At 67.9% G+C, this 22,039-nt stretch carries 25 protein-coding genes and 1 pseudogene; 11 read left to right on the top strand and 15 right to left on the bottom strand.

Going from position 1 to position 22,039, the window contains the following annotated elements:
• The first annotated feature begins 4 nt into the window (after positions 1 to 4).
• Complete coding sequence (locus tag NV2_RS10500) at positions 5 to 496, top strand: nuclear transport factor 2 family protein (RefSeq protein WP_067871370.1); 492 nt, start codon at positions 5 to 7, stop codon at positions 494 to 496.
• A 115-nt stretch (positions 497 to 611) separates the two neighbouring features.
• A complete protein-coding gene (locus NV2_RS10495) occupies positions 612 to 1,319 on the top strand; it encodes an alcohol dehydrogenase catalytic domain-containing protein (RefSeq protein ID WP_067871369.1) in 708 nt (235 codons plus the stop codon).
• Positions 1,320 to 1,380: 61 nt separating this feature from the next.
• Here NV2_RS10495 and NV2_RS10490 read toward each other — a convergent pair whose 3' ends face one another.
• Positions 1,381 to 2,508 carry a CaiB/BaiF CoA transferase family protein gene (locus NV2_RS10490; protein ID WP_067871368.1) on the bottom strand — a complete coding sequence of 376 codons (1,128 nt, stop codon included), beginning with the start codon at positions 2,506 to 2,508 and terminating at the stop codon, positions 1,381 to 1,383.
• 180 nt (positions 2,509 to 2,688) lie between these two features.
• Here NV2_RS10490 and NV2_RS10485 point away from each other — a divergent pair, with 180 nt between their 5' ends.
• The 3 genes from NV2_RS10485 to NV2_RS10475 all read left to right on the top strand — a co-directional run bounded on the left by NV2_RS10485 (position 2,689) and on the right by NV2_RS10475 (position 5,498).
• Positions 2,689 to 3,702, top strand: a complete 1,014-nt coding sequence (locus NV2_RS10485) for an LLM class flavin-dependent oxidoreductase (protein ID WP_067871367.1) — start codon at positions 2,689 to 2,691, stop codon at positions 3,700 to 3,702.
• Between the two features lie 65 nt (positions 3,703 to 3,767).
• A complete protein-coding gene (locus NV2_RS10480; protein WP_067871366.1) occupies positions 3,768 to 5,207 on the top strand; it encodes an MFS transporter in 1,440 nt (479 codons plus the stop codon).
• A gap of 90 nt (positions 5,208 to 5,297) precedes the next feature.
• Positions 5,298 to 5,498 carry a ferredoxin gene (locus NV2_RS10475; RefSeq protein WP_067871434.1) on the top strand — a complete coding sequence of 67 codons (201 nt, stop codon included), beginning with the start codon at positions 5,298 to 5,300 and terminating at the stop codon, positions 5,496 to 5,498.
• Positions 5,499 to 5,679: 181 nt separating this feature from the next.
• Here NV2_RS10475 and NV2_RS10470 read toward each other — a convergent pair whose 3' ends face one another.
• Entirely contained in the window at positions 5,680 to 6,912 is a 1,233-nt protein-coding gene (locus NV2_RS10470) for a cytochrome P450 (protein WP_067871365.1), read from the bottom strand.
• A 132-nt stretch (positions 6,913 to 7,044) separates the two neighbouring features.
• Here NV2_RS10470 and NV2_RS10465 point away from each other — a divergent pair, with 132 nt between their 5' ends.
• From NV2_RS10465 to NV2_RS10445, 5 genes are all read left to right on the top strand, one after another.
• Positions 7,045 to 7,818, top strand: a complete 774-nt coding sequence (locus tag NV2_RS10465) for an SDR family NAD(P)-dependent oxidoreductase (RefSeq protein ID WP_067871364.1) — start codon at positions 7,045 to 7,047, stop codon at positions 7,816 to 7,818.
• Positions 7,815 to 8,696 carry a DUF6282 family protein gene (locus NV2_RS10460; RefSeq protein WP_067871363.1) on the top strand — a complete coding sequence of 294 codons (882 nt, stop codon included), beginning with the start codon at positions 7,815 to 7,817 and terminating at the stop codon, positions 8,694 to 8,696. Before NV2_RS10465 ends, NV2_RS10460 begins: the two co-directional genes overlap by 4 nt.
• A gap of 20 nt (positions 8,697 to 8,716) precedes the next feature.
• Positions 8,717 to 9,547 (top strand): mycofactocin-coupled SDR family oxidoreductase, encoded by an 831-nt coding sequence (locus tag NV2_RS10455; protein ID WP_067871362.1) that lies wholly within the window; start codon positions 8,717 to 8,719, stop codon positions 9,545 to 9,547.
• A gap of 12 nt (positions 9,548 to 9,559) precedes the next feature.
• A complete protein-coding gene (locus NV2_RS10450) occupies positions 9,560 to 10,312 on the top strand; it encodes an SDR family NAD(P)-dependent oxidoreductase (RefSeq protein WP_067871361.1) in 753 nt (250 codons plus the stop codon).
• A gap of 167 nt (positions 10,313 to 10,479) precedes the next feature.
• Positions 10,480 to 11,244, top strand: a complete 765-nt coding sequence (locus NV2_RS10445) for a crotonase/enoyl-CoA hydratase family protein (RefSeq protein WP_067871360.1) — start codon at positions 10,480 to 10,482, stop codon at positions 11,242 to 11,244.
• A gap of 4 nt (positions 11,245 to 11,248) precedes the next feature.
• Here the strand turns inward: NV2_RS10445 and NV2_RS31380 are convergent, their stop codons facing one another.
• From NV2_RS31380 to mftA, 8 genes and pseudogenes are all read right to left on the bottom strand, one after another.
• Positions 11,249 to 11,503, bottom strand: a complete 255-nt coding sequence (locus NV2_RS31380; RefSeq protein WP_157102842.1) for a hypothetical protein — start codon at positions 11,501 to 11,503, stop codon at positions 11,249 to 11,251.
• The gene (locus tag NV2_RS10440) at positions 11,500 to 12,753 is read right to left on the bottom strand and encodes a fatty acid desaturase family protein (protein WP_067871433.1); all 1,254 of its coding nucleotides are present in this window, start codon (positions 12,751 to 12,753) and stop codon (positions 11,500 to 11,502) included. The genes NV2_RS31380 and NV2_RS10440 overlap by 4 nt, the downstream gene beginning before the upstream one ends.
• Positions 12,754 to 12,783: 30 nt before the next feature.
• Entirely contained in the window at positions 12,784 to 13,257 is a 474-nt protein-coding gene (locus tag NV2_RS32670; RefSeq protein WP_281198528.1) for an SDR family oxidoreductase, read from the bottom strand.
• A 112-nt stretch (positions 13,258 to 13,369) separates the two neighbouring features.
• Positions 13,370 to 13,726 (bottom strand): annotated as a pseudogene (locus NV2_RS32665) (SDR family NAD(P)-dependent oxidoreductase); the annotation flags it as partial.
• 14 nt (positions 13,727 to 13,740) lie between these two features.
• Positions 13,741 to 14,913, bottom strand: a complete 1,173-nt coding sequence (gene mftD / locus NV2_RS10430; RefSeq protein ID WP_067871359.1) for a pre-mycofactocin synthase MftD — start codon at positions 14,911 to 14,913, stop codon at positions 13,741 to 13,743.
• A gap of 87 nt (positions 14,914 to 15,000) precedes the next feature.
• Entirely contained in the window at positions 15,001 to 16,185 is a 1,185-nt protein-coding gene (mftC, locus tag NV2_RS10425) for a mycofactocin radical SAM maturase (RefSeq protein ID WP_067871358.1), read from the bottom strand.
• Positions 16,182 to 16,487 carry a mycofactocin biosynthesis chaperone MftB gene (gene mftB, locus NV2_RS10420; protein ID WP_245662536.1) on the bottom strand — a complete coding sequence of 102 codons (306 nt, stop codon included), beginning with the start codon at positions 16,485 to 16,487 and terminating at the stop codon, positions 16,182 to 16,184. Before mftB ends, mftC begins: the two co-directional genes overlap by 4 nt.
• Entirely contained in the window at positions 16,477 to 16,587 is a 111-nt protein-coding gene (gene mftA, locus NV2_RS10415) for a mycofactocin precursor MftA (protein ID WP_067871356.1), read from the bottom strand. The genes mftB and mftA overlap by 11 nt, the downstream gene beginning before the upstream one ends.
• Before the next feature lie 36 nt (positions 16,588 to 16,623).
• On the opposite strand from mftA, the gene mftR reads away from it, so the two are divergent.
• Complete coding sequence (mftR, locus tag NV2_RS10410; protein WP_245662535.1) at positions 16,624 to 17,271, top strand: mycofactocin system transcriptional regulator MftR; 648 nt, start codon at positions 16,624 to 16,626, stop codon at positions 17,269 to 17,271.
• A 69-nt stretch (positions 17,272 to 17,340) separates the two neighbouring features.
• On the opposite strand, the gene NV2_RS10405 is transcribed toward mftR, so the two are convergent.
• The 5 genes from NV2_RS10405 to NV2_RS10385 are packed head-to-tail and all read right to left on the bottom strand — an operon-like array spanning position 17,341 to position 21,988.
• Positions 17,341 to 19,623, bottom strand: coding sequence for a SpoIIE family protein phosphatase (locus tag NV2_RS10405; protein WP_067871432.1), 2,283 nt, complete (start codon positions 19,621 to 19,623; stop codon positions 17,341 to 17,343).
• A 43-nt stretch (positions 19,624 to 19,666) separates the two neighbouring features.
• Positions 19,667 to 20,299, bottom strand: coding sequence for a SpoIIE family protein phosphatase (locus NV2_RS10400; protein ID WP_067871354.1), 633 nt, complete (start codon positions 20,297 to 20,299; stop codon positions 19,667 to 19,669).
• A complete protein-coding gene (locus NV2_RS10395) occupies positions 20,292 to 20,708 on the bottom strand; it encodes an ATP-binding protein (protein WP_373863547.1) in 417 nt (138 codons plus the stop codon). Before NV2_RS10395 ends, NV2_RS10400 begins: the two co-directional genes overlap by 8 nt.
• Positions 20,708 to 21,082 (bottom strand): STAS domain-containing protein, encoded by a 375-nt coding sequence (locus NV2_RS10390; protein WP_067871353.1) that lies wholly within the window; start codon positions 21,080 to 21,082, stop codon positions 20,708 to 20,710. The genes NV2_RS10395 and NV2_RS10390 overlap by 1 nt, the downstream gene beginning before the upstream one ends.
• A gap of 12 nt (positions 21,083 to 21,094) precedes the next feature.
• Positions 21,095 to 21,988, bottom strand: coding sequence for an STAS domain-containing protein (locus NV2_RS10385; protein WP_067871352.1), 894 nt, complete (start codon positions 21,986 to 21,988; stop codon positions 21,095 to 21,097).
• Between the last annotated feature and the right edge of the window lie 51 nt (positions 21,989 to 22,039).

Genomic DNA, 22,039 nt, shown 5'->3' with positions numbered 1-22,039 from the left:
GATCATGACCGAGTCCGCAGGACACCATCTCGACGACGACACGACCGAGTTGCGGGAACGGCTGCGCCGGCTGGAGGCGGCCGAGGTCGCCCGTGATCATCTGCACGCCTATGCACGGGTGCTCGACGAGCCGCATCCGGACACGGTGACCGCACTGTTCGCCGCCGACGCGGTGCTGAACACGCCGTCGCGACAGGCCCGCGGTACCGCCGAGATCCGGGAGTTCTTCGAATGGGCCTTTGCCGCCGATCCGTCGAACAAACGACATTTCGTCGCCAATGCGCGCACCACCCGGCTGGATGAATCCGGGGTGCGGGTGCAGGCGCAGTTCCTGTTCACCGCTCGCGGGAGCGGGCGTTCGGGAATCGGCTGGGGTCGCTACGACGCCGTCGTGAACGTCGCCGGCCCGACGCCGCTGTTCACGGAGATGAGTATGGCGGTGGAAGTGAGCACCGATCTGGTCGCCGGCTGGCAGCAGGAACCGCAGGCGCGCTGACCCGCGCCACCACAACATCGCGGGCCGTACCCGCTCCGGCACCGGGGCCCGGTTCGCGTACCGGATCGTTGTCTCATACGGCGCGCGGGATGCCGTGTGCCGGAAAGGAATCCCGATGCGTGCAGTGGTACTGAACGAGGCGATCGGCCCCCGTGGGCTGCAGGTGACCGAACTACCCGAACCGGCCGCGACCGGCCGGGTCGTCGTCGACGTGCAGGCCGCCGGAGTGTCCTATCCGGATCTGCTGCAGACCCAGGGGCGCTATCAGACCGTGCGCGCCCTGCCGTTCGTGCCGGGAGTGGAGGCAGCGGGCACCGTGCGCTCCGCGCCGCCGGACAGCGGCCTCGAGCCCGGACAGCGGGTCGCGGCCCTGACGACCGGCGGTGCCTGGCAGCAGGTGGTCGCTGTCGACCCTCGACGGGTGCTCCCACTGCCGGACACCGTCGGCGTCGCGGCTGCGGCAGGGATGCCGATGAACTATCTGACCGCGCATTTCGCCTTGCGTCGCCGGGCCCGGGTCGAGGCGGGTGAACTCGTGCTCGTGCACGGTGCGGCCGGCGGGCTCGGACAGGCAGTGCTGCACCTGTGCCGGGCCCTGGGACTGCGCACGATTGCCGTGGTCAGCGACGACGCGAAGGCCCGCGCCGCGACCGCAGCCGGTGCCGATCAGGTGGTTCCGGTCGACAACTGGTTGGCCGAGGTGCGCGCCCGCACCGGTGGCGTCGCCGAGCCCGAGCTGCGACCGCTCGCGGAGGCCGGCTCGGCACTCGAGGCTCTGGGGGCGCGCACCTCGATCGGCAAGCTGGTACTCGACCTGAGGTGAGGTGCGGTACGCGGTGATTCGAGGGGCGGGCAGGCGACCGGCTCCGCCCCTCGAATCGGCATCAGCGCGTAGGCAGTTTCGGGGGATTGGTCCGGTAGGTGGCCGGGGTGCGTGACAGCCGAATCGGGTTGCGCACCTGAGCAACTCCGGTGCCCTGCGGTTCATCGCTGGGCATCACCACCGGCGACAGCCCCAGATTCTCGGCGAAGTCGATGGCCTGACCGATGTCGTTGATCGGACCCGCGGGCACGCCCGCATCGACCAGGACGGAGAACCAGTGGTCCGCGCCCTGGGTGCGGAAGACGTCCTCCAGTTCCTCGATCAGCGCCTCGCGATGGGTCGAGCGATCGGTGTTGGTACGGAATCGTGGGTCGTCGATCAGCGCGGGACGGTGCAGCGCATGGCACAGCGCGCCGAACTGTTTGTCGTTGGCCGCGGCGACGGCCAGGGGACGGTCGGCCGTGTGCACCGGCTGGTACGGGGCGATACTCGGATGTGCGTTGCCCATCAGCCCGGGCACATTCCCGGTGAGAATGTGCCCGGACACCTGATTGGTCAGCGACGCCAGGACCGAGGACAGCAGGTTGACCTCCACCCGCTGCCCCTCGCCGGTACGCAGCCGGTGGATCAGTGCAGTCTGGATGCCGAGCGCGGCGTGTACCCCGGTGATCGCGTCGACCATCGCCACGCCGACCTTGGCGGGGCCGGTATCCGGATGGCCGGTGATACTCATCAGTCCGCCGGTGGCCTGCGCGATCAGGTCGTAACCGGGGAGGTGAGCGCCCTTGTCGGAGCCGAAGCCGGTCACCGAGCAATACACCAGGGCGGGGTGGTCGGTGGCGAGCTGCTCGTAGCCGAATCCGTAACGCTCCAGCGTGCCGGGGCGGAAATTCTCCACCACGACGTCGGCTTCGGCGATCAGTTCGTGAGCCATCGCCCGATCGGCTTCGCTGGTCAGATCGAAGGCGATCGACCGCTTGTTCCGGTTCAGGCCCAGGAAGTAGGTGGACTCGCCCTCGTGCCACGGCGGGCCCCAGCCACGGGTGTCGTCACCGACGTTCGGTCGTTCGAGCCGGGTCACTTCCGCGCCGAAATCCGAGAGGAGCATGGTGGCGTAGGGACCCGCGAGGATCCGGCTGAAGTCGACGATCCGGATCCCGGACAGGGCTCCTGGTGCAGTGGCCGTCATCGTTTCCCTTTCACACGTCGTACCCGTGACTCGCGGCGGTGGCATGCGGGGCGGACACCGTTGTTTCGCGGCGAATCGGATCAAACCCTACACATTCATGCGCATGGTTGCTATGGTTCTACTGGATTTGAGAGTGGCGTGGGACACGTTCGGCGCCGGCAGGAAATGAGGGACTGTGACGTGAAACTGTCTTTGCGCTACGACATGCGCGCACCCGATATCGGCGTGGACAGCCCCGATCAGTATGCCGCCGCACTCGACCACGCGGTGTGGGCGGACGAGGTGGGATTCGAGACGGTGTACCTGGCCGAACATCACGGCGCCGACGACGGGTACTGCGCCGCACCGATGATTCTCGGCTCGGCGATCCTCGGCCGGACCCGGCGGCTGACGGTGCATCTGTCGGCGCTGGTCGCCGTCCTGCATCATCCGCTGCGCCTGGCCGAGGATCTCGCGACTCTCGATCTGATCGGTGGTGGCCGGGTAGAGGTGACCGCGGGCATCGGCTATCGGGATTTCGAATACCGGATGTTCGGCGTCGAACGCCGGCACCGGGCGCGGATTCTCGAGGAGACCGTGCAGATTCTGCGGCAGGCGTGGACCGGCGCGGAATTCGACTTTCGCGGTGAGCGGGTCCGGGTCCGCCCTCGTCCCGCCCGTCCGCAGGGGCCACCACTGTTCATCGGCGGCTCGGCCGATGCCTCGGCCGTCCGCGCGGCACGCATCGGGGACGGCTATCGTCCCGCCGGATCCGATAAGGACCGGCTGTACGAGATCTACGCCGCCGAACGGCGCCGCCTCGGCGAGCCGGTCCCGCCGCAGGCGCCCACCCTGGGGCCGCTGTTCCTGTTCGTCTCCGACAATCCTGCTCGGGACTGGGAGATCGTCGCACCGCACGTGCTGTACACCACCAACTCCAATGCCGCCTGGGCGCGGGAGCGGGGAGTGGGCACCACCGCCTACCAGCCGGCCGCGGGACTGGCCGAGCTGCAGCAGGATCCGAACATCAGGGTGGTCACACCGGAGGAATGCCTCGCACTCTGCGAAAAGCTCGGTCCCGACGCCGAACTGGTCTTCCAGCCGCTGATGGGTGGACTGCCGCTCGAGGCCGGATGGCGCAGCCTGCGGCTGTTCGAATCCGACGTGCTGCCCGAACTCGTCGCACGGGGATATCGCACCCCGGCCGACCGGTGACAGCGTCACCTTCTTTTCCGCCCGTATCCCGGGTGGATTCTCGCTCGACTCGATGAAGAGGCAAGATGACCACTACTGCAACGGATTCCAACCGCGGTGAGGTGTCGGACACGATGCCACGCGGCTTGGTCGTCATGATCGGCTATTTCGTCATCCTGGCCACCCTGGTGACCACCGTTCCACTCAAGCTGCTCGGTCAGATCGGCCCCGATCTCGGGGCCACGGGCGGTCTGCTCAACTGGGTGGTGATCATCGGTACGCTCGGCGGTGCGATCGGCACCGCCCTGCTTCCCCCGATGGCGAAGTTGTTCGGTCAGCGGGTCGTCGCGCTGACCACCATGGGGCTACTGGCCTTCGGTTGTTTCCTCGCCGCCGTGGCGCCGAATATGACGGTACTGCTGATCGGCCGGTTCATCGGCGGGTTCACCCTCGGTGCCATCGCGCTGGCGTTGTTCATGGCGCGGTCCAACCTGTCGGGTCGGTCGCTGACCGTGGTGCTGGCGTGGATAGCGGCCGCCGAGGGTGTCGCGGCCGGTCTTTCCTTTGCCCTCGGTGGACTGTTGGCCGATACCGTCGAGGTGAACTGGCGGATCATGCTCGCGGTGATCGCGGCGCTCGGAGTCATCGGTATCGTCGGCACCCTCGTCGCGATCCCGAAGCACGAGGGTGCCGCCGACACGAAGGTCGACTGGATCGGCGGATTCCTGCTGACCGTGGCGCTGGCGCTGATTCTGGTACCTCTGAGCATGGGGTCGAAGTGGGGCTGGTCGTCGCCGAAGACGTTGCTACCGCTGATTCTCGGTATCGTCGTGGTCATCGTCTGGTGGCTCGTCGAGGAGCGGGTGGCGCAGCCGCTGGTGAATACCCGCGCGCTGCGCAACCTCAACTTCCTGCGCGGCTGGCTGGTCTTCTTCTTGGCTGGAATGTCGACCTGGGTCATCAATTTCACGATTCCGGCCTTCACCGAAGTGCCGCCGTCGGCCGGTTTCGGTTTCGGCTACGACGGGCTGCGCAGCGGTCTGGTGATGCTGGTGTACTGCATCGGTATCGTCGTCGGCAGTGCCGGGGCCGATCGGCTGAGCCGGTTCGTGCCGGCTCGTACTGTGTCCATGGTGGCTTTCGGCGGTTCCGCGCTCGGCATGTTGCTCATGGCGGTCGCGCACGGTTCGGAATGGCAGATGTGGGTATGGCCGATCATCGTCGGTCTGTCCTACGGCCTGGCCGTCGCCAGCGCCTATATGACCTTCATCAAGGCGCTGCACCCCGATCAGGTCTCCACCGCGGCGGGTATGGGACAGATCGCCGGCCCGCTGGGGAGCTCGATCGGTAGTGCCGCGATCACCGGCATCCTCACCGCATCGGTGATCACGGTGGGGCACGACGCGGTTCCGTCCGAGCACAGCTTCCAGCTGGGCTGGTTCATCGGCGTCGGAATCGCGGTCGTCGGCTTCCTGCTCGTCGCGTTCGTGCGCTCGGCGAATGTGCCCGCGGACGAAGTGGACTGAGCCGGAACCATATTCGCTCGTCCTCGGCGTGGCCCACGGCAGGTGTGGGCCGCGCCGAGGCATATCCACCCAATGGACGAGGAGGACGACATGATCATTTCGATCGACAAGGACCGGTGCATGGGGCACGGCCGCTGCTACGCGATGGCCGAAGCACTGCTGACCGACGACGACGAGGGCTTCGTCGCCGAGCGGGGCACCAGCTGGGACGTACCCGAAGGGCTGACCGGGCAGGCCGAGGCGGCTGCCGGGGCTTGCCCCGAAACCGCTATCACCGTGCGCGATTCGTAGCTCACCACCGCACCGCCCGCAGCGCGAGGGTGCTGCGTGGGGGCAAACCCACCCCTGGGTATCCGGCGTAGCCGATGGCGACGGCTGTGCTGGGAAGTGTCCTGGGAAACAGGTCGGCCCGGCATCCCCGTCGTGAGGGTGCCGGGCCGATCGCGGTGCGGATCGCGGGCGGTACGTGCGCTCAGTCCCACACCAGGGGCACGTGCTGCAGTCGTAGCTGGCTACCGCGTTCGCGCAGCTCGGCTCCGTCGGCGATTCGATAGTGCGGAATCTTCTTGTGCCATTCGGTCAGCGCCACAACCAGTTCCGCCCGCGCGAGATGCATGCCGAGGCAGCGGTGGAAGCCGGCACCGAAGCCCAGATGCCGAGTGAGATTCGGTCGATCCGGATCGAAGGCCTCCGGATCCTCGAATGCGCGTGGGTCCTGATTGGCCGCCGCGAGCCCCAACCACACCAGGTCACCTTTGCGGATGGGCAGGCCGTGGAAGTCCATGTCACGGGCCGCTTCGCGTCCATCCTGAATGATCAGGCCGTAGAGCCGGATGATCTCCTCGATCGCATTCGGCCACAGTTCGGGGTCGTCGATCAGCCGTTGCCGGTCCTCGGGATGGGTGGCCATGTGCAGGAAGGTGTAGCCCAGCGCGCTGCGGGTGGTGTCCAGCCCGGCCGACATGATCGTCATGCAGATGGTCAGGATCATCTCGTCCGGAATGGGTGCACCCTGGTATTCGGCGGTGATCAGTCGTGTCACCAGGTCGGTCGACGGATCGCCGGGTGCTTTCCGGCGTGCAGCGATCGCCGCCGCGAAGTAGGCGTCGAGTTCCCGGCGGGTATCGGCGGCGATCCGCTGAGCCTCCGGTGTCTTGTCGAAGAAGCCGATGAACTGGCCCTCCACCCAGGGCATGAGTGTCGCTCCGTCCTCGACGGGCAGACCGAGCAGCGCCAGGAACAGCTCGGTCGGATAGATCATGCCGAACCCGCTCGCCATATCCTCCGATCCGCGCGGCGCGATCGCGTCCACCAGTGCGGTGGCACGCTCCTGGGCCAGATCAGCGACGCGCCGGACCAGCTTGGGCGCGAAGAACGGATTGAGAATCTTGCGCATCTCGGCATGCTCGGGCTGGTTGAGATTCTCCGGCAGCAACACTCGCGGCGGCGACCGGTGGAACGCGCTGACCTGGTCGTTGGTGAAATCGTCATCGCGTTGCAGCGCCTCGCGCACATCGTCGAACCGGTTCAGGACCCAGAACCCCTCCTCGGTCGAATCGTTCCAGGCGAACCGGGCGGCCTCCCGCTCGGCGTTGAGCAGCCGGTGCGTTTCCAGCGCGGGGCGTTCGACGCGGTAGTCGGTGTGGAACACCGGACACCCGCCGAGATCTCGTGTTCTGCCGGGATTGTCGGTCAGCTCGGGCATAGGCCTCTCCTCGTCGAAATCACACGGATACTAGTGCGAATTATTAGCATGAATGTGACGCAAATCAACCGTTGACTTCCGGGGTAATGATGTGCATGATTCGTATAAATGAGTAACCAGGGAAGGTCGGACATGCACAGGCTCGACAACCACACGGCGGTGGTGACCGGCGGCGGATCGGGCATCGGCGCCGCATCCGCCCGGCGCCTGGCCGCGGAGGGGGCGGCCGTGGCAGTGATCGATCTGCACGGCGATGCCGCCGCGCAGACCGCCGCAGCGATCCGCGAGGCCGGCGGGCGGGCCGCGTCCTACGTCGCCGACGTGCGCGATCGGGAGCGGTTGGGCGTGGTGGTGGACGAGGTTGTCGCCGAATTCGGCGAGATCGGTGTGGTCTTCACCGGCGCCGGCGTCTCGGGTGCGCGCGTCGACAGTCACGAACTGTCGGAACAGGATTGGCGCGGCGTGCTCGATATCAACCTGAACGGCACCTTCTTCACGATCCAGGCCGCGCTCCCGTCGCTGCTGCGACGCGGTGGTGGTTCGGTCGTCACCTGCGGTTCGACCTCGTCGTTCGTCGCGACGCAAGGCGGCCTCGCACCGTACCGGGCGTCCAAGGGCGGGGTGAAGATGCTCACCCAGACGTTGGCGGTCGAGTACGCGCCGCAGGGCATCCGGGTCAACAGCGTCTGCCCGGGAGCGGTGAAGACCAATCTGAGCAACAATACCGCGGCGATCGTCCCGACCGGCGGCACCGTCCGCAATCCGTCGAAACCGCTGAGTGTGCCGTTGGGCCGCTACGGCGAAGCCGACGAGATCGCCTCGGTGGTCGCATTCCTCGCCTCCTCGGATGCCTCCTACGTCACCGGCCAGGCGATCCTGGTCGACGGAGGTGTCACCGCCGAATGACACGCGACTCCGGTTCGGCCCCCATCCTTTTCGGCGGCGCGATCGACATGCACTGCCACTTCGGCCCGGAACCGCTGGTCGAAAAGCTGGCCAAGCATCCGCACGCGGTGGATCCGATCCAGGCCGCGCAGGAGGCCGCGGCCGCCGGCATGCGGGCCATCGTGCTGAAGGCACACGAGTTTCCCTCCACCGCCGTCGCCGATCTGGCGAACAAGGCCGTTCCGGAGGTGACCTCGATCGCCGGGATGTGCTGCGACCACCCGGTGGGCGGGCTCAACCCGCAGGCGGTGGACACCGCGCTGCGCGCCGGCGCACAGGTGATCTGGTTGCCGACCCTGTCGTCGATATCGAACCGCCCCGCCGCCATCGAAGCGGCATTCGGTGTGTCACAGGGGATCGCGGTGCTCGATCCGGACGGTGAAATGGTGCCCGAGGTGCGCGACATCATGGATCTCGTCGCCGCGCACGATGCGGTACTGGCGACCGGGCACATCACCGTCGACGAGCATTACGCGGTGGCGCGTGCCTTCGGCGGCCGCGGCAACCTGGTCGTGACCCACGCGATGCATGCGAGCGCGGGACCGGGCCTGTCCGTCGACCAGGTCGTGGAGCTGGCCGACCTGGGCGCCGTCATCGAGTTCTGTGCGCACACCTGTATGGGCAAACCCTCGACTTTCGAGCAGGTGATCAGCGCTGTCGGCCGGATCGGCCCGGAGCGCGCGATCGTCTCCACCGACTACGGCTGGACCGACACCCTGCCGCACCCGGCCGCCGGCCTGCGGGGCTATGTCAACGCCCTGTGGGACGAGGGCGTCGACGAACGACAGCTGCGGCTGATGGCCGGCGCGGTGCCGGCCCGGCTGCTGAACATGAACTGAGAACACGGAGGTAAGGCGAAATGGGACGGGTTGCCGGAAAGGTCGCGTTCATCACCGGTGCGGCACGCGGACAGGGTCGTGCACATGCGGTGCGGCTCGCGCAGGAGGGCGCCGATATCGTCGCGGTCGACTCCTGCGCGGATGTCGCGTCGCTCGAGTATCCGATGGCCACGGTGGACGACCTGCGGGAGACCGAGAAACTGGTCCGTGACCTGGGCCGGCGGGTGATCGCCCGGCAGGTCGATGTGCGCGACCAGGCCGGGCTCGACCAGGTGGCCGCGGACGCGGTCGAGACCCTGGGCGGTATCGATATCGTGAGCGCCAATGCGGGAGTGTGCGGGTGCCGCCCGACGGTCGATCTGACCGACGCCGAATGGCAGGACATGGTCGACATCAACATGACCGGGGTCTGGCGGACGGTGAAAGCCACCGTCCCGCACCTGATCTCGGCCGGCCGCGGCGGCTCGGTCATCCTGACCAGCTCGGTCGTCACCATGGTCGGCGCCGCGAACGTCGCCCACTACAACGCGTCCAAGAGCGGTGTCGTCGGGCTGATGAAGACGCTGTCGGCCGAACTGGGCCCGCATCAGATCCGGGTGAACGCCGTGCATCCGGGCAATGTCGCCACCGACATGCTGTTCAGTGACTCCACGCTGCGGGTCTTCTGCCCGGACCTGGAGAACCCCACCCCCGAGGATCTGCGGGAACGTGCCCGCGGCGGCGACGTACTCGGGCAGGGATGGGTCGAAGCGATCGACATCAGCAACGCGGTGCTGTACCTGGCCTCCGAGGAAGCCCGTTTCGTCACCGGTGTCTCGATCCCGGTCGACTGCGGCCGCCGGATCGGCTGAGAGGAACTGACGATGACGAACGGACAACGCTTACAGGACCGGCGGATTCTCATTACCGGTGGTGCCGGCGGGATCGGTGCCGCCGCGGTACGACGGCTCTCCGCCGAGGGCGCCGCGGTAGCCGTGCTCGATCGCGATGTCGACGCCGCCCAGCGCCTGGCAGCCGATGTCGACCGGACGGTAGCGTTCGAAGCCGATGTCACCCGGCCGGAATCGGTCGACGCCGCGGTGAGTGCCGCGGCGCAGGAACTGGGCGGACTGGACGGCGTGCTCACCTGCGCGGGTATCGCTCGCTCCGGCCTGCCGCACGAGATGTCGCTCGACGACTGGTACTCGGTGATCGATATCAACCTGAACGGGACGTTCCTGGCGGTCCGGGCGGCCTTGCCCCATCTACTGGAGGCGGACGCCGCCAGTGTGGTGACCATCGGGTCGGTGGCGTCACTGATCTCGGCGAACACCAACACCTGCGGTTACGACGCGTCGAAGAGTGGCGTGCTGGGGCTGACCCGATCGATCGCCGTCGGCTACGCCGATCGTGGGGTGCGCGCCAACTGCCTGTGCCCGGGAGTGGTGGACACTCCGCTGGCCCGCCGCGCCCGCGAAGTCGAGGGCGTGACCAGCAACGCGGTCGCGGCCACCCCGCTGGGCCGCCGCGCCGAACCGGAGGAGATGGCCGGCATCATCGCGTTCCTGCTCTCGGCGGAATCCTCGTATATGACCGGATCGGTCGTGACGGCGGACGGCGGTCTCACCGCACGGTGAGCGAGACTGTCGAAGTACCAGGCACAATCACACTGCGCCTGCCCGCGGTGGCGGGCGCAGCGACGAGCGCGACAGAGGACGGATATGAACGTCGAACGAAACCATGCGGGCCCGGCGGCCGGCAGTAGCGACACCCGATGCGCCGCCGCGGCCGGAACGGAGCTGCGATGAGCGACGAAGTACTGGTCGAAGCGCACGACGGCGTGCTGGTGGTGACCTTGAACCGGCCGGCGGCTCGTAACGCCGTCAACCTCGCGGTCGCCGAAGGTGTCGCCGCGGCGATGACCGAGCTCGACTCCCGTGACGATCTCTCGGTCGGCGTGCTCACCGGTGCCGGCGGCACCTTCTGCGCCGGAATGGATCTGAAGGCCTTCGTGCGCGGTGAATCCCCGGTGATTCCGGGCCGCGGATTCCTCGGCCTGGTGCAGGCGCCGCCGGACAAGCCGCTGATCGCGGCGGTGGAGGGATATGCACTCGCGGGCGGCTGCGAGGCCGTGCTCGCCGCAGATCTCGTCGTCGCCTCGCGTGCAGCGAAATTCGGCATTCCCGAGGTCAAACGCGGTCTGGTGGCGGCTGCCGGTGGGCTGATGCGCCTGCCACGGCGGATACCGCCCGCGGTGGCGCTGGAACTGGCCCTGACCGGCGACCTGCTCGATGCCGAACGGGCGCACCATTTCGGTCTGGTCAATCGGCTCACCGACGAAGGCGCCGCGCTGAACACGGCGCTCGAACTGGCCCGGACCATCGCGGCCAACGGCCCGCTTGCCGTCCGTGCGTCCAAGCAGATCATGCGCGACAGCGGTGACTGGCCGCAGGACGAAATGTTCGAGCGGCAGAGCGCGATCGCGGGCCCGATCTTCACCTCCGCCGACGCCCAGGAAGGCGCTCGTGCTTTCGCGGAGAAGCGTGCGCCACAGTGGCGCGGAGAATAGCGAACTAGCCCCGCCTGCCTTGTCCGCGCGCAGTAGTAGGGCGGGGTCGGCGCGCATGCGGTGACCGCCGGCCGTCGCGGCGGCCCGGTTCCCGCGTGCGAGCCGGACTCTGCGAGTCGGTCTCGGCGCGGGTCGCCTCGCCCGGTGGGGCAAGGAAGGTGGGCCGAAGGTCGGTGCGGGCCGCGGTGGCGGGCGCACTGTCGGTGGCCGCATCCTCGTGGCTGAACAACCGTGGGCCCGCGGTGTCGTCGTTACTCATGAAATATCTCTTTCGGTGGTGGCGGTCGGCCCGGTGGGCCGGCGCAATGCGGTACGCAATCCACGGCGACGTCTCGAGGATTGCTCCGAGTGGCCGGTGCTGCGTTCGGTGGCGTGGAGGTCGGCGGTGTGAAACTTGCGTTCCGAGGCCGTCTCCGGAGCGTCGTCGGGGCCGGCGCGGAGCCAGCGGTCCGGTAAGGCCAGTTTGTGGACGGTCCGCATCGCCAGCAGATACTGGCGCGGTAGCGAACCGCTGGTGTAGGGGAGGTCGTACTTGTCGCACAGCGCCCGCACGCGGACCGCGATCTCCGCATAACGGTTGCTCGGCAGGTCGGGGAACAGGTGATGTTCGATCTGATAACACAGGTTCCCGCTCAGCACCCGCAGCACCGGCCCCGCGTCGAAGTTCGCGCTGCCGAGTAACTGCCGCAGGTACCACTCGTGCCGTGACTCCTGCTCGACCACGTCCGAGGTGAACTTTTCGGCGCCGTCGGGGAAGTGACCGCAGAAGATGACCGTATGCGCCCAGACGTTGCGCAGTGCGTTGGCGGCGACCGCCGCGGCCAGGGTGCGCCGCCACCGCCGGCCGGTCAGCGCGGGGAACATCACGTAGTCCTTGCCGATCTGCCGGACCGCCTTGGCGAGGCACGCCCTGGTGTGCGCGGCCCGGGCGACGCGTCCGTCGGACCGCTCGTATTCGGCCCAGAGCCCGTGCAGTGCGATACCCCACTCGAAGGTCAGCGCCAGCAGCAGGTTCTGCAGTGGCTGCAGACTCGTGTACCACCGCCACGGCTGGTCGCGGGTCACCCGCATCGCCCCGAAGCCGATATCGTCGTCCAGACCCAGCACATTGGTGTACACGTGATGGCGGTGGTTGTGCGCGTAACGCCAGTGCGACGACAGTGCGGCCATATCCCATTCCCATGTGCTGGAATGGATTTCGGGATCATTCATCCAGTCCCACTGGCCGTGGCCGATGTTGTGGCCGAGTTCCATGTTCTCCACGCACTTGGCCGTCGACAGCCCCGCCACACCGAGCATCCAGCCGCGCCGGCCGCGTCCGAGTGCGATCACCGTCCGGGACGCCACGTCGAGCGCGCGCTGAGCGACGATCGTACGCCGGATGTAGGCGGCGTCCCGCTCACCCCGCGTTCGCGTGATGTCGCAGCGTATCGCGTCGAGTTCGCGGCCGAGCTCGGCGATATCGCTGTCGGTGAGGTGTGCGTACGTGGCGACCTCGGCAATAGCCATGAGTTCCTTCCCTGCAGTCTGCGTGGGCACCTACAGTGACCGCACCGCGGACGGGCGAGGACGGCCGGATCGAGATCGCGGACGGAGCATTCGTGCGATACGTTCGTGCGTGCCGGAACACTGTGGCAACGGATCCCGTCGCCTGTCTCCGGCTGGGAATCCGGTGCGTTGCAACTCGGGAAGGGGCACCGATGCCATACCGGATGTCTGCTTCGACGCTACGGGAACCGGGGGCTCCTGTCCATGTGATGCGTCCGGCATCCGCCGATGAGGAGGTCGCCCGCGCGGGGCGCCGACGCGGGCCCTACCGGCAGCGCGGCGAAATACCCAGCGCGCGAGGAGGCATCGCGCGCGTCGCACGCACCCCAGGAAACCGCCGTCGGCGTGGACGCCGCTGCCGGTGATCGCGGCGGATTTCGGTGAGCACAGCCAGGTGAGGACGGCGGCGACCTCGTCGGGATCCAGGATCCGGTCCACCAGCCGGTGCCCCCCGACCTCGGCCACGTCGCCGAGGTCGTAGCGGCGTGCCGTTTCGCTGAGCAACGCGGTGCGGGTTGAACCCGGGGGAGGCCGCGGTCGCGGTGTTGCCGGTGCCGCGCAGATCGTGGGCGAGGGCCTTGATCAGACCGACGGCGGCGTGCTCGGCCGCGCTGTAGCCCGACAGATGCCACAGTCCGTGGTGGGCCGCGGCCGAGGCGACACCGATGAACCGTCCGGTTCGGGGTGCCGGCTGCCGCAGCATGGCCGGGACGGCGGCCCGCGCGAGATCGGCCGTACCGTGGGCGCCGATATCGAACATCGGCGCCCACGGGTCGCGAGTGGTCTCCCACAGCGGCTGTCCGCCGGTCATCATGGAGGCCGCGGCGTCGAGACGGCCGAGGGAGTCGACCGCGACGATCCGCCAGCCCTCGGTGGCGAGCTGATGCGCCGTGGCCGCGCCGATACCGCGGACCGCGCCCGTGACGACGGCCACCGGTGCGGGGGTCGCTACATTCCTCGGGTGAAGCCGTCGGGGACGATGACGTCGGCCGGCGACAGGTCGTGGATCGAGGAATGTCCGAGGCCGTAGACCGCCGAGTCGATACCCTGGCGCAGTACCTCGAGGACGTTGTGCACGCCGCGCTCACCGGCGGCGGCCATACCCCACAGATACGGACGGCCGATCATCACGGCCTGCGCGCCCAGGGCCACGGCCTTGACGACGTCACTGCCGCGCCGGATCCCGCCGTCGAGCAGGATCTCGATCTGTCCGTCGACGGCCTGAACCACACTGGGCAGCATCCGGATCGAAGCGGGAGTGGTGTCGAGGTTGTTGCCACCGTGGTTGGATACCGAGATCGCACTGGCCCCGATATCCACCGCGCGCTTCGCGTCGTCGGGCCGGCCGACACCCTTGATCAGGAACGGTCCGTCCCACTGTTCCCGCAACCAGGCCAGGTCGTCCCAGGTCGGCGGCGGGGTGCCCATCCATTCGCCGTAGGCGCCGAAGAAGGTCGGCCCCTGCTCGCCGCGGGCCACCAGATTCGGGGTAGTGAGATCGGGCAGTTTGCCGGTGCGGGCGAAGCGCAGCAGCCAGCCGGGTTTGGTGGCGACCTGGGGCGCGAACCGTACCGCGGTCTTCAGATCGACTTTGTCGGGCAGGGCGGGGCTGCCCCAGTCGCGGGCGCTGGCGAAAACCCAGTCCAGCGTGACGATCAGGCCCTTGGCGCCGGCGGTGCGGGCCCGGTCGAGCCGGGCGAGCATGCTGTCGCGGTCGCCGAGCCAATAGATCTGGTAGAAGGTCTTGTCGTTGGCGGCGATGACCTCCTCGATCGGCTTGGAGCCGAACGAGGACAGTCCCAGCGCGGTGCCCGACGACGCCGCGCCCCGGGCGACACCGACCTCACCGGCCGGGTCCACCGCCTGCACACCGGTGGGCGAGCAGATCACCGGCATCGAGATCTCTTGTCCCAGCACCGTGGTGGCGAGATCGCGAGTCGGGGACAGGTCCGCGATATGCGGGCGCAGGCCGAGTTCGGCGAACGCGGCGGCATTGTCGTCGAGGGTGGCACCGGCTTCGGAGCCGGCCAGCAGCGCCAGATAGACCGCCTTGGGGACACGCTTCTTCGCGCGTCGCTGTGCTTCGGCGACCGATTCGAACCAGTCACGGGTGCTTGCCATGAGAATCCTTGCACTGAAGTGAGGGGGCCGGACCTGCCGCCCCGGCCGCGGGCAGAGCGGCGGGGACGGCGGCCGGGGGAGGGGGCGTCAGGTGAGACCGGCGAGCGGGCTGGTGTCGCAGGCCCGGTCCGGCGCGGTCGTGGTCGCGGCGCGGGTGGGAATTCCGAGCGCGACGGTGCGGGTGCGTGGTGCGCTGCGGGAGTGGTTCTTGTCCGGCTGTGGTTTCGCGCCGACACCGGCCAGCGCGAGTTCGGCGTTGCCCTTCACGCATTCGGGGTCGGGACCGTCCAGCGGCAGGCCGGTGAAGAACTTCGCGGCCATGCACCCACCCTGGCAGGCGTCGTAGGCCGAACACGAGGTGCAGGCGCCGCCGGTCTGCGGTTGCCGCAGTTCTTCGAACAACTCCGAGGTGCGCCAGACGCTTTCGAACCCGCCCGGATTGCGGATGTTGCCGCCGAGGAATTCGTCGTGGATGGCGAACGGGCAGGCGTAGACGTCGCCGACCGGATCGACCAGGCACACCACCCGGCCGGCACCGCACAGGTTCAGGCCCGCGATCGGCGTGGAGCCCAGCGCATTGAGGTGGAAGAACGAATCACCGGTCAGCACGCCCTCGCCGTTGGCGACGAGCCAGTCGTAGATGGTCAGCTGCTGATCGGTGGTGGGATGCAGCTCGTTCCACACATCGGCACCGCGTCCGGAGGGACGCAGCCGGGTGATGCGCAGCTGCGCGCCGAAACGGTCGGCGATGGCCTTGAACTCGTCGAGTTGATCAACGTTGTGGCGGGTCATCACCACCGAGATCTTGAAGTTCTCGAATCCGGCGTCGGCCAGGTTCTGCATCGCTCGCATCGCCGTATCGAAGGATCCGGGACCGCGTACGGCGTCGTTGACCTCCGCGGTGGCGCCGTCGATGGAGATCTGCACGTCGACGTAGTCGGTGGCCGCCAGCTGCCGGGCACGCTCGGGGGTGAGGCGAACCCCGTTGGTGGAGAACTTCACTCCGACGTGGTGGGCCACGGCGTAGTCGAGCAGTTCCCAGAAATCACTGCGGACGGTCGGCTCGCCACCGCCGATATTGACGTAGAAGACCTGCATGCGTTCGAGCTCGTCGATGAACGCCTTGCACTCCTCGGTGGACAGCTCGCGCGGATCGCGACGGCCGGAGGAGGACAGGCAGTGCTCGCACGCCAGATTGCAGGCGTAGGTGAGTTCCCAGGTCAGGCAGATCGGCGCATCGAGGCCGTGTTTGAAGTGTTCGACCAGTTTCATCGTGGATCCTGTTCGTTCGCACCGGCGGGACGCGGCTCGATGGTGCCCGCGTGGAGCAGGCCGGCCAGCGCGTTGAGGTAGCTCGGGCGTTCGGCGGTGGTGACCCCCGCGGCCGCCAGAGCGGCGGCCGCGTCGGGTTGTCCGGCCAGTCCCTGCACGACCGCGACCAGTTGCGGCGTCTTCAGAAAGGAGAGACGACGCGTGGTGAAGTCGTAGACCAGGGCTCCGAACGGCTCGGGCCGCAACGAGATCGAGGGCGCGAGCCGATAGGAGCCTGCCGGATCGAAGGCGTCAGTAGACACCGCACATGCCATCGATCGAAACGTCCTCGACGAGCAGGTCGTCTTCGACCAGAGTGTCCTCGCCGGGGACTACTGTCTGGCTGGTGATGGGTTCGTTCATGAGTGCTCCTCCTGCGGATCGCGATGGGTGATGGGAGTGACACACAGCATAATGGCATCCGGTGACAAAATGGAAGAGGGTGCGGCGGAAAAGTCGGGCTCGCACCGCGCCCGGGCCGGCCGTAGGCCCTCTACCAGCGCAATCGAGTTGGAACGCGCCGCATTCTCGCTGTTCGAGGAGCGAGGTTTCGACGAGACGACCGTCGGTGACATCGCGGCCGCGGTCGGGGTGAGTAAGCGGACGTTCTTTCGGTACTTCGAATCCAAGAACGACGTGGTGTGGGGCAGCTTCACCGATCAACTGCAGGGGATGCGGGAACTGTTCGACCGCTGCCCGGCGGATCAGTCGATCGCCGACGCCGTGCGCGCCGTGGTGGTCGCGTTCAACCGCTTCGATCCCGAGCAGGTCCCGTGGCACCGTAAGCGGATGGAATTGATTTTGAAAGTTCCTGCGCTACAAGCGCATTCGACTCTCCGCTATCAAGAGTGGCGCAATGTGGTGGCCGATTTCATCGCCGGACGGCTGGATGTGGACCGGCGCGAGCTGCAGCCGCAGGTGGCGAGCTACTGTGCGCTGGGGGGCGCGATGGCCGGATACGAGTATTGGCTCGACCATCCCGAGGAGGAGCTGGCCGACATCCTCGACCGGGCATTGTCGAGCTGGAGCTCCGGATTCGGCGCCTGAAACGACGTGCGTGCGATCCCCGGGCGAGACGAGCAGGGCACGTGCTGCCGATCCCCGACCCCCGGTGCGCTACACGCGGCTCGCGGCGCTGAAGGTGACCGAGGGAAGCCGCACCGTCAAACGGACCCGGGTTCCCGCCGCGGTGTGGTCGATCTCCATGTCGTCGGTGAGCGCGCGCATCATCGCCAGGCCGCGGCCCCGGGGCCCCGGGTCCTCGGGTAGCGGACGCCAGGTTCCCGAGTCGATGATCTCGAGCCGGATCGAATCATCCGCGCACTCGGCGGTGAGCTGTACCTTGCCGGCGTCCTCGCGCAGGTAAGCGTGCTCGATGCTGTTCGTACACGCTTCGTTGGCGGCCGAGACCAGATCGGCGGCCAGCTCGTGTCCGACGGCGGCCGAGGACAACCAGGCGGTGAGTGTCCGCCGCACCACGCCGAGCCGGGTGGGTTCGGCAGGCACGTCCAGCCGTAGCGGTGGGGGCGGATGGCGATATACGACCATCGCGATGTCGTCGTCGTAGCCGACATCGGGACGCAACCGCGACAGCACCGCATCGGCCACCTCCCATGGCAGATACTCGGCCGCGCCGGACAATTCGTCGGCCAACTGGTCGAAGTGATCGGCGATGTCGATGCCGCGCTGCTCGACCAGGCCGTCGGTGTACAGCACCAGCGTGGCACCGGGATCGATGGCCGTGGTCGCCTCGGGACGCCGGCCCATGTCGAAGGTCGCCAGCGGTACCGCCCGTCCGCCCTCCAGCAGGCGCCCGGCCCGCCCCGGCGCCGCCAGCACCGGGGGCATATGCCCCGCACTGGAATAGCGCAGCACACCGCGGGCCGGATCGAGGATGGCGGCGCACACCGTGGTGCACATCGCGCCCGGAATACGCGCGGCCACCGCATCCAGTTCGGTGAGCAGTTGGGCCGGTCCGGCGCCGCGCAGCAGCAGCGCCTGTGCGGCGGTGCGCAACTGGCCCATCACCACCGCCGCGGACAGGCCGCGCCCGACGCAATCTCCGACCACGATGCCGAGGGTGCCGTCGCGCAGCGGCACCACGTCGTACCAGTCCCCGCCGATCTCGAGCGGGGGGAGTGCGGGTTCGTAGTGCACCGCGAAACCCGGCGGCAGATCGATCGGGCCGAGCATCGCCCGCTGCAGTGTCAACGACGTCGATCGCACCTGGTCGAAGTTGCGGGCACGCTGCAGTGCCAGACTGAGATGCCCGACCAGCAGGGTCAGCAACGACCAATCGCCCGGACTGATCGCACGGGGTGCCGCGAACCGTACCCACAGCGCGGCGTCACCGGTTTCGCCGAGCGGCGCCACGATGCCTTCCGAACTGGCGGCGCCCTCGGGGATGGCGAACATCGCGCGGTGCGGGCGCATCCGGGTGCGGTCGAGCAGTGCCCGCGCCCGCGCATCGATCACCTTGCGCGCCACGGCGTCTCCGGGTACCGGTGCGGCGCCGTCGGTGCCCCTGACCGGCCCCGACACATACAGTTCCGGTGCGGTCTGGCGGTTCGCCCACATCGAGACCACGGCGGTCTCGCCGCCGATCGCGCGCCGCAACTCCTCCAGGCCGACGGCCAGGACCTCGGCCACGGTGGTGGCCGCACCGACTGCGGTGGCCAGGCGTGACACCGCCTGATCGCGGGCCTGCGCATCGTGTTCGGCGGTGACGTCGCGGATGGTGCCGACATAGATCCGCTCGTCGTCCTCCGGGCTGCGCAGCGAGGAGGTACTGACCGCGAGCCACACCCGTCGCCCGTCGCGGTGCCTGGCCGGCATCACGAATCGCGCCGCCTCGGTGCCCAGGGCCGGATAGTGGGGTTCGGAATTGTCGGTCCACGGATGCGGCAGCGGGTAGGGCGCGGTCGCCGGGCCGTAGCCGGTCAGCGCACCGAATGCGGAATTCACCTCGGTGATCGTGCCGTCGTCGGCGGCGACGAAGAATCCGTCCTGCAGCGATTCGACCAATGCCGTGCGGAAGGCGTCACGGCCCTCCAGATCGTCGGCGCGTAGCCGCTGTAGTTCGTAACTGCGGGTGCTGTCGAGGAACCCGCGGGTGGCCACATCGAGCGCCGCGAGTGTCTGCAGCAGGAATTCCAGCGCGGCCTGCGCGCGGTCGGAACTTCCTGCCTGCGGTTGCCGCGTGGCGGAGGTGGCGATCAGGCCCTGCGCGTCGAGCAGGCGGAAGTGGTGCTCGGTGAGATCGAGGATGCTGACGCCCTCGACCAGTGCCCGCCGGCCCAGCTCGTAGCCCTCCGACAGCGTGTTCTGGGTGGGTGAATCCAGGTGTAGCCGAAGCGCATTCGCATAGGCCTCGCGGAAAGCGGCCAGCACCGCACTCATGGCACGCGCCTGCGCGCTGCCACCGGGGCTCGCCGAGCCGCGTTCATCTGGCACCTGCCGCACGACCACGGTGGCGCGCCGCGAGTACCAGCGCGTCGTCGGTGTCCTTACCGTGCCGCGACAGGATGTCGGCGGCGATATCGGTAGCCGGTTTCGCCAGATCCAGGGTGTCGACGAAATTGCTGACGATACCGTCGGTGGACATCAGCAGAATGTCGCCCGGACGGATGAGCAAGGTCTGGGTTTGTAGATTCGGCGGCAAACGGTAGCCGACGATACCGCCGGTGAGCAGCGCCGAGGCGCGAAGTTCGGGCTTTCCGGGGCCGATCGCGACGACCCGGGAGTCGACATTGCCTACGCTCAGCCATTCGAGCCGGTCGTCACCGCCGAACAACACCAGCGACACCGCGGCACCCCGGGTGTCGGCCATCGCCCGATGACACAGCACCATCAGCACATCGAGCGGTTCGTTGCGATTGTCGGCCAGTATCTTCGCCGCGCGGTCCGCGGCGTCCGCGGCCGCGGCACCGTGGCCCAGTCCGTCGAGGACCGCGAACAACACCGATCCGTCACCCGCGTCGAGAACTACCGACCGGTCTCCCGAGACGGGCTGTCCCGGTAGTGCTCGTCCGGCGACCGCCCACTCCACTGTGCCGGCCGATCCGTCCTCATGCACCGGGCGGCACCCACTTCCACATCTCGACGAGTGTTCCCTGCCCCGGTGTCGACTCAACGATCAACCGGTCCATCAACCTGCGCGCGCCGGGCAGGCCGAGGCCCAGGCCGCGGCCGGTGGAGTAGCCGTCTTCGAGTGCGCGCGGGATATCGCGAATTCCGGGTCCCTGATCCTGGGCCTGAATGACCAGCGCCTGCCGGCCTTCTCGTTCCAGCACCGCGACCCGGATCTCCCCGGTTCCGGCGTAACTGGTGATGTTGCGGGCGATTTCGGAGATGGCCGTGGAAATCATGGTGATATCGGTCAGCGTGAAGCCGAGCTCGGTGGCCAGCTCCCGTCCGGCCTGACGTGCGATAACGATGTCGCCCGACACCTTCACCGCAATCACCACGTTATCGGAGGCCACGATCACCGACCGTCTCGCCGGCTGTTGGACAGCTTCTTGTTGAGCCATGCCAGACCCTCTTCGAGGTCCAGCGCGGTATGCATGTCCTCGAATGTCAGGCCGAGCTGGACCATCGCGAAGGCCACCTCGGGTTGCAGGCCGACGATGACCGTCTCCGCTCCCCGCAGCTTGGTCATATGGGCGATGGTACGCAGAGAACGCGCGGCGAAGGAATCCATCACGTCGATCGCGGTCACATCGACGATGATGCCCTGAGCGCGATACTTGCTGACATAGGCCATCAAGTCGTCCTGCAGGCGTTCGGTATCGGCGTCCGTCAGGGCCGACTGCACCGATGCGATCAGGTAGGTGCCCTGTTTGAGAATGGGTACCGGCATGGGGCGCCCCGACTACCGTCCGTCGCGTTCGGTCAGCCGGGAGATCTCGTAGCCGAGCAGCCGCTCCGCTTCCTCGATACCCCCCTGCAGGTCGCCGACCGCATTCATCTTCGTCAGATCCAGGCCGATGGTGACCAGGGTGAGCGCGATTTCCGAGGACAGGCCCGTGATGATCACGTTGGCGCCCATCAGCCCGGAAGCATCGACGGTCTGGACCAGGTGGTTGGCCACGGTGGAGTCGATCATCGGCACACCGGTGATGTCGATCACGACGACCTTGGCGCGGTTGGCGCGGATGGCCCGCAGCAACTGCTCGGTGAGCTGGCGGGCGCGCTGCGAATCCAGCACGCCGATGATCGGCAGGATCAGTAACTGCTCGCGTACCTGTAGGACCGGGGTGGACAGTTCCCGGATGGCCTCCTGCTGTTGGCGGATGACGCGCTCGCGCTCCTGCACGAACGAGATGGCCACCGTGTTGGCGATCCGATTGGCAGCGGGCTCGTAGGCGTCGAGCACCTTCTTCAGCAGACCGAAGTCCGACTGGTACTTCTCGAACAGGCTCCGCGAGAGCACATCTCGCAGCAACAGCACGATGCCGATGACCTCGTCGGTCTCGACGCCTCTCGGAATGATGCGCTCGGACAGATCGCGTGCGTAGGCCTGCAGGGCCTCGACACTGCCGGTCTCGAGTACCTCGACGTAATTGTCGTAGACCGACGTCGCCTCGGAGAAGATCTCCTCCGGTGTCATCGCCGTCAGCAACTGGGCGTCGGTAATGCGGCGCGCCCATTCCTCACGGAGCTCGGTGCGATTCTGACGCAGGTGTTCGACCAGCTCGGGAAGCAGGTTGTCGACCGGGCCGGCCGGCCGCGAATCCGGCGACAGGCCGATGGACACGTCGGACATGAAAACTCCTGCCCCTTTCGTAAGGGAGGTCGGTTCGTCAGGGTCGCTCGC

The organism is Nocardia vermiculata NBRC 100427, from assembly GCF_001613265.1.
Taxonomy (GTDB): Bacteria; Actinomycetota; Actinomycetes; order Mycobacteriales; family Mycobacteriaceae; genus Nocardia; species Nocardia vermiculata.
Note: the sequence above shows the minus strand (reverse complement) of the source record. Positions and strands in the feature narration are given on the sequence as shown.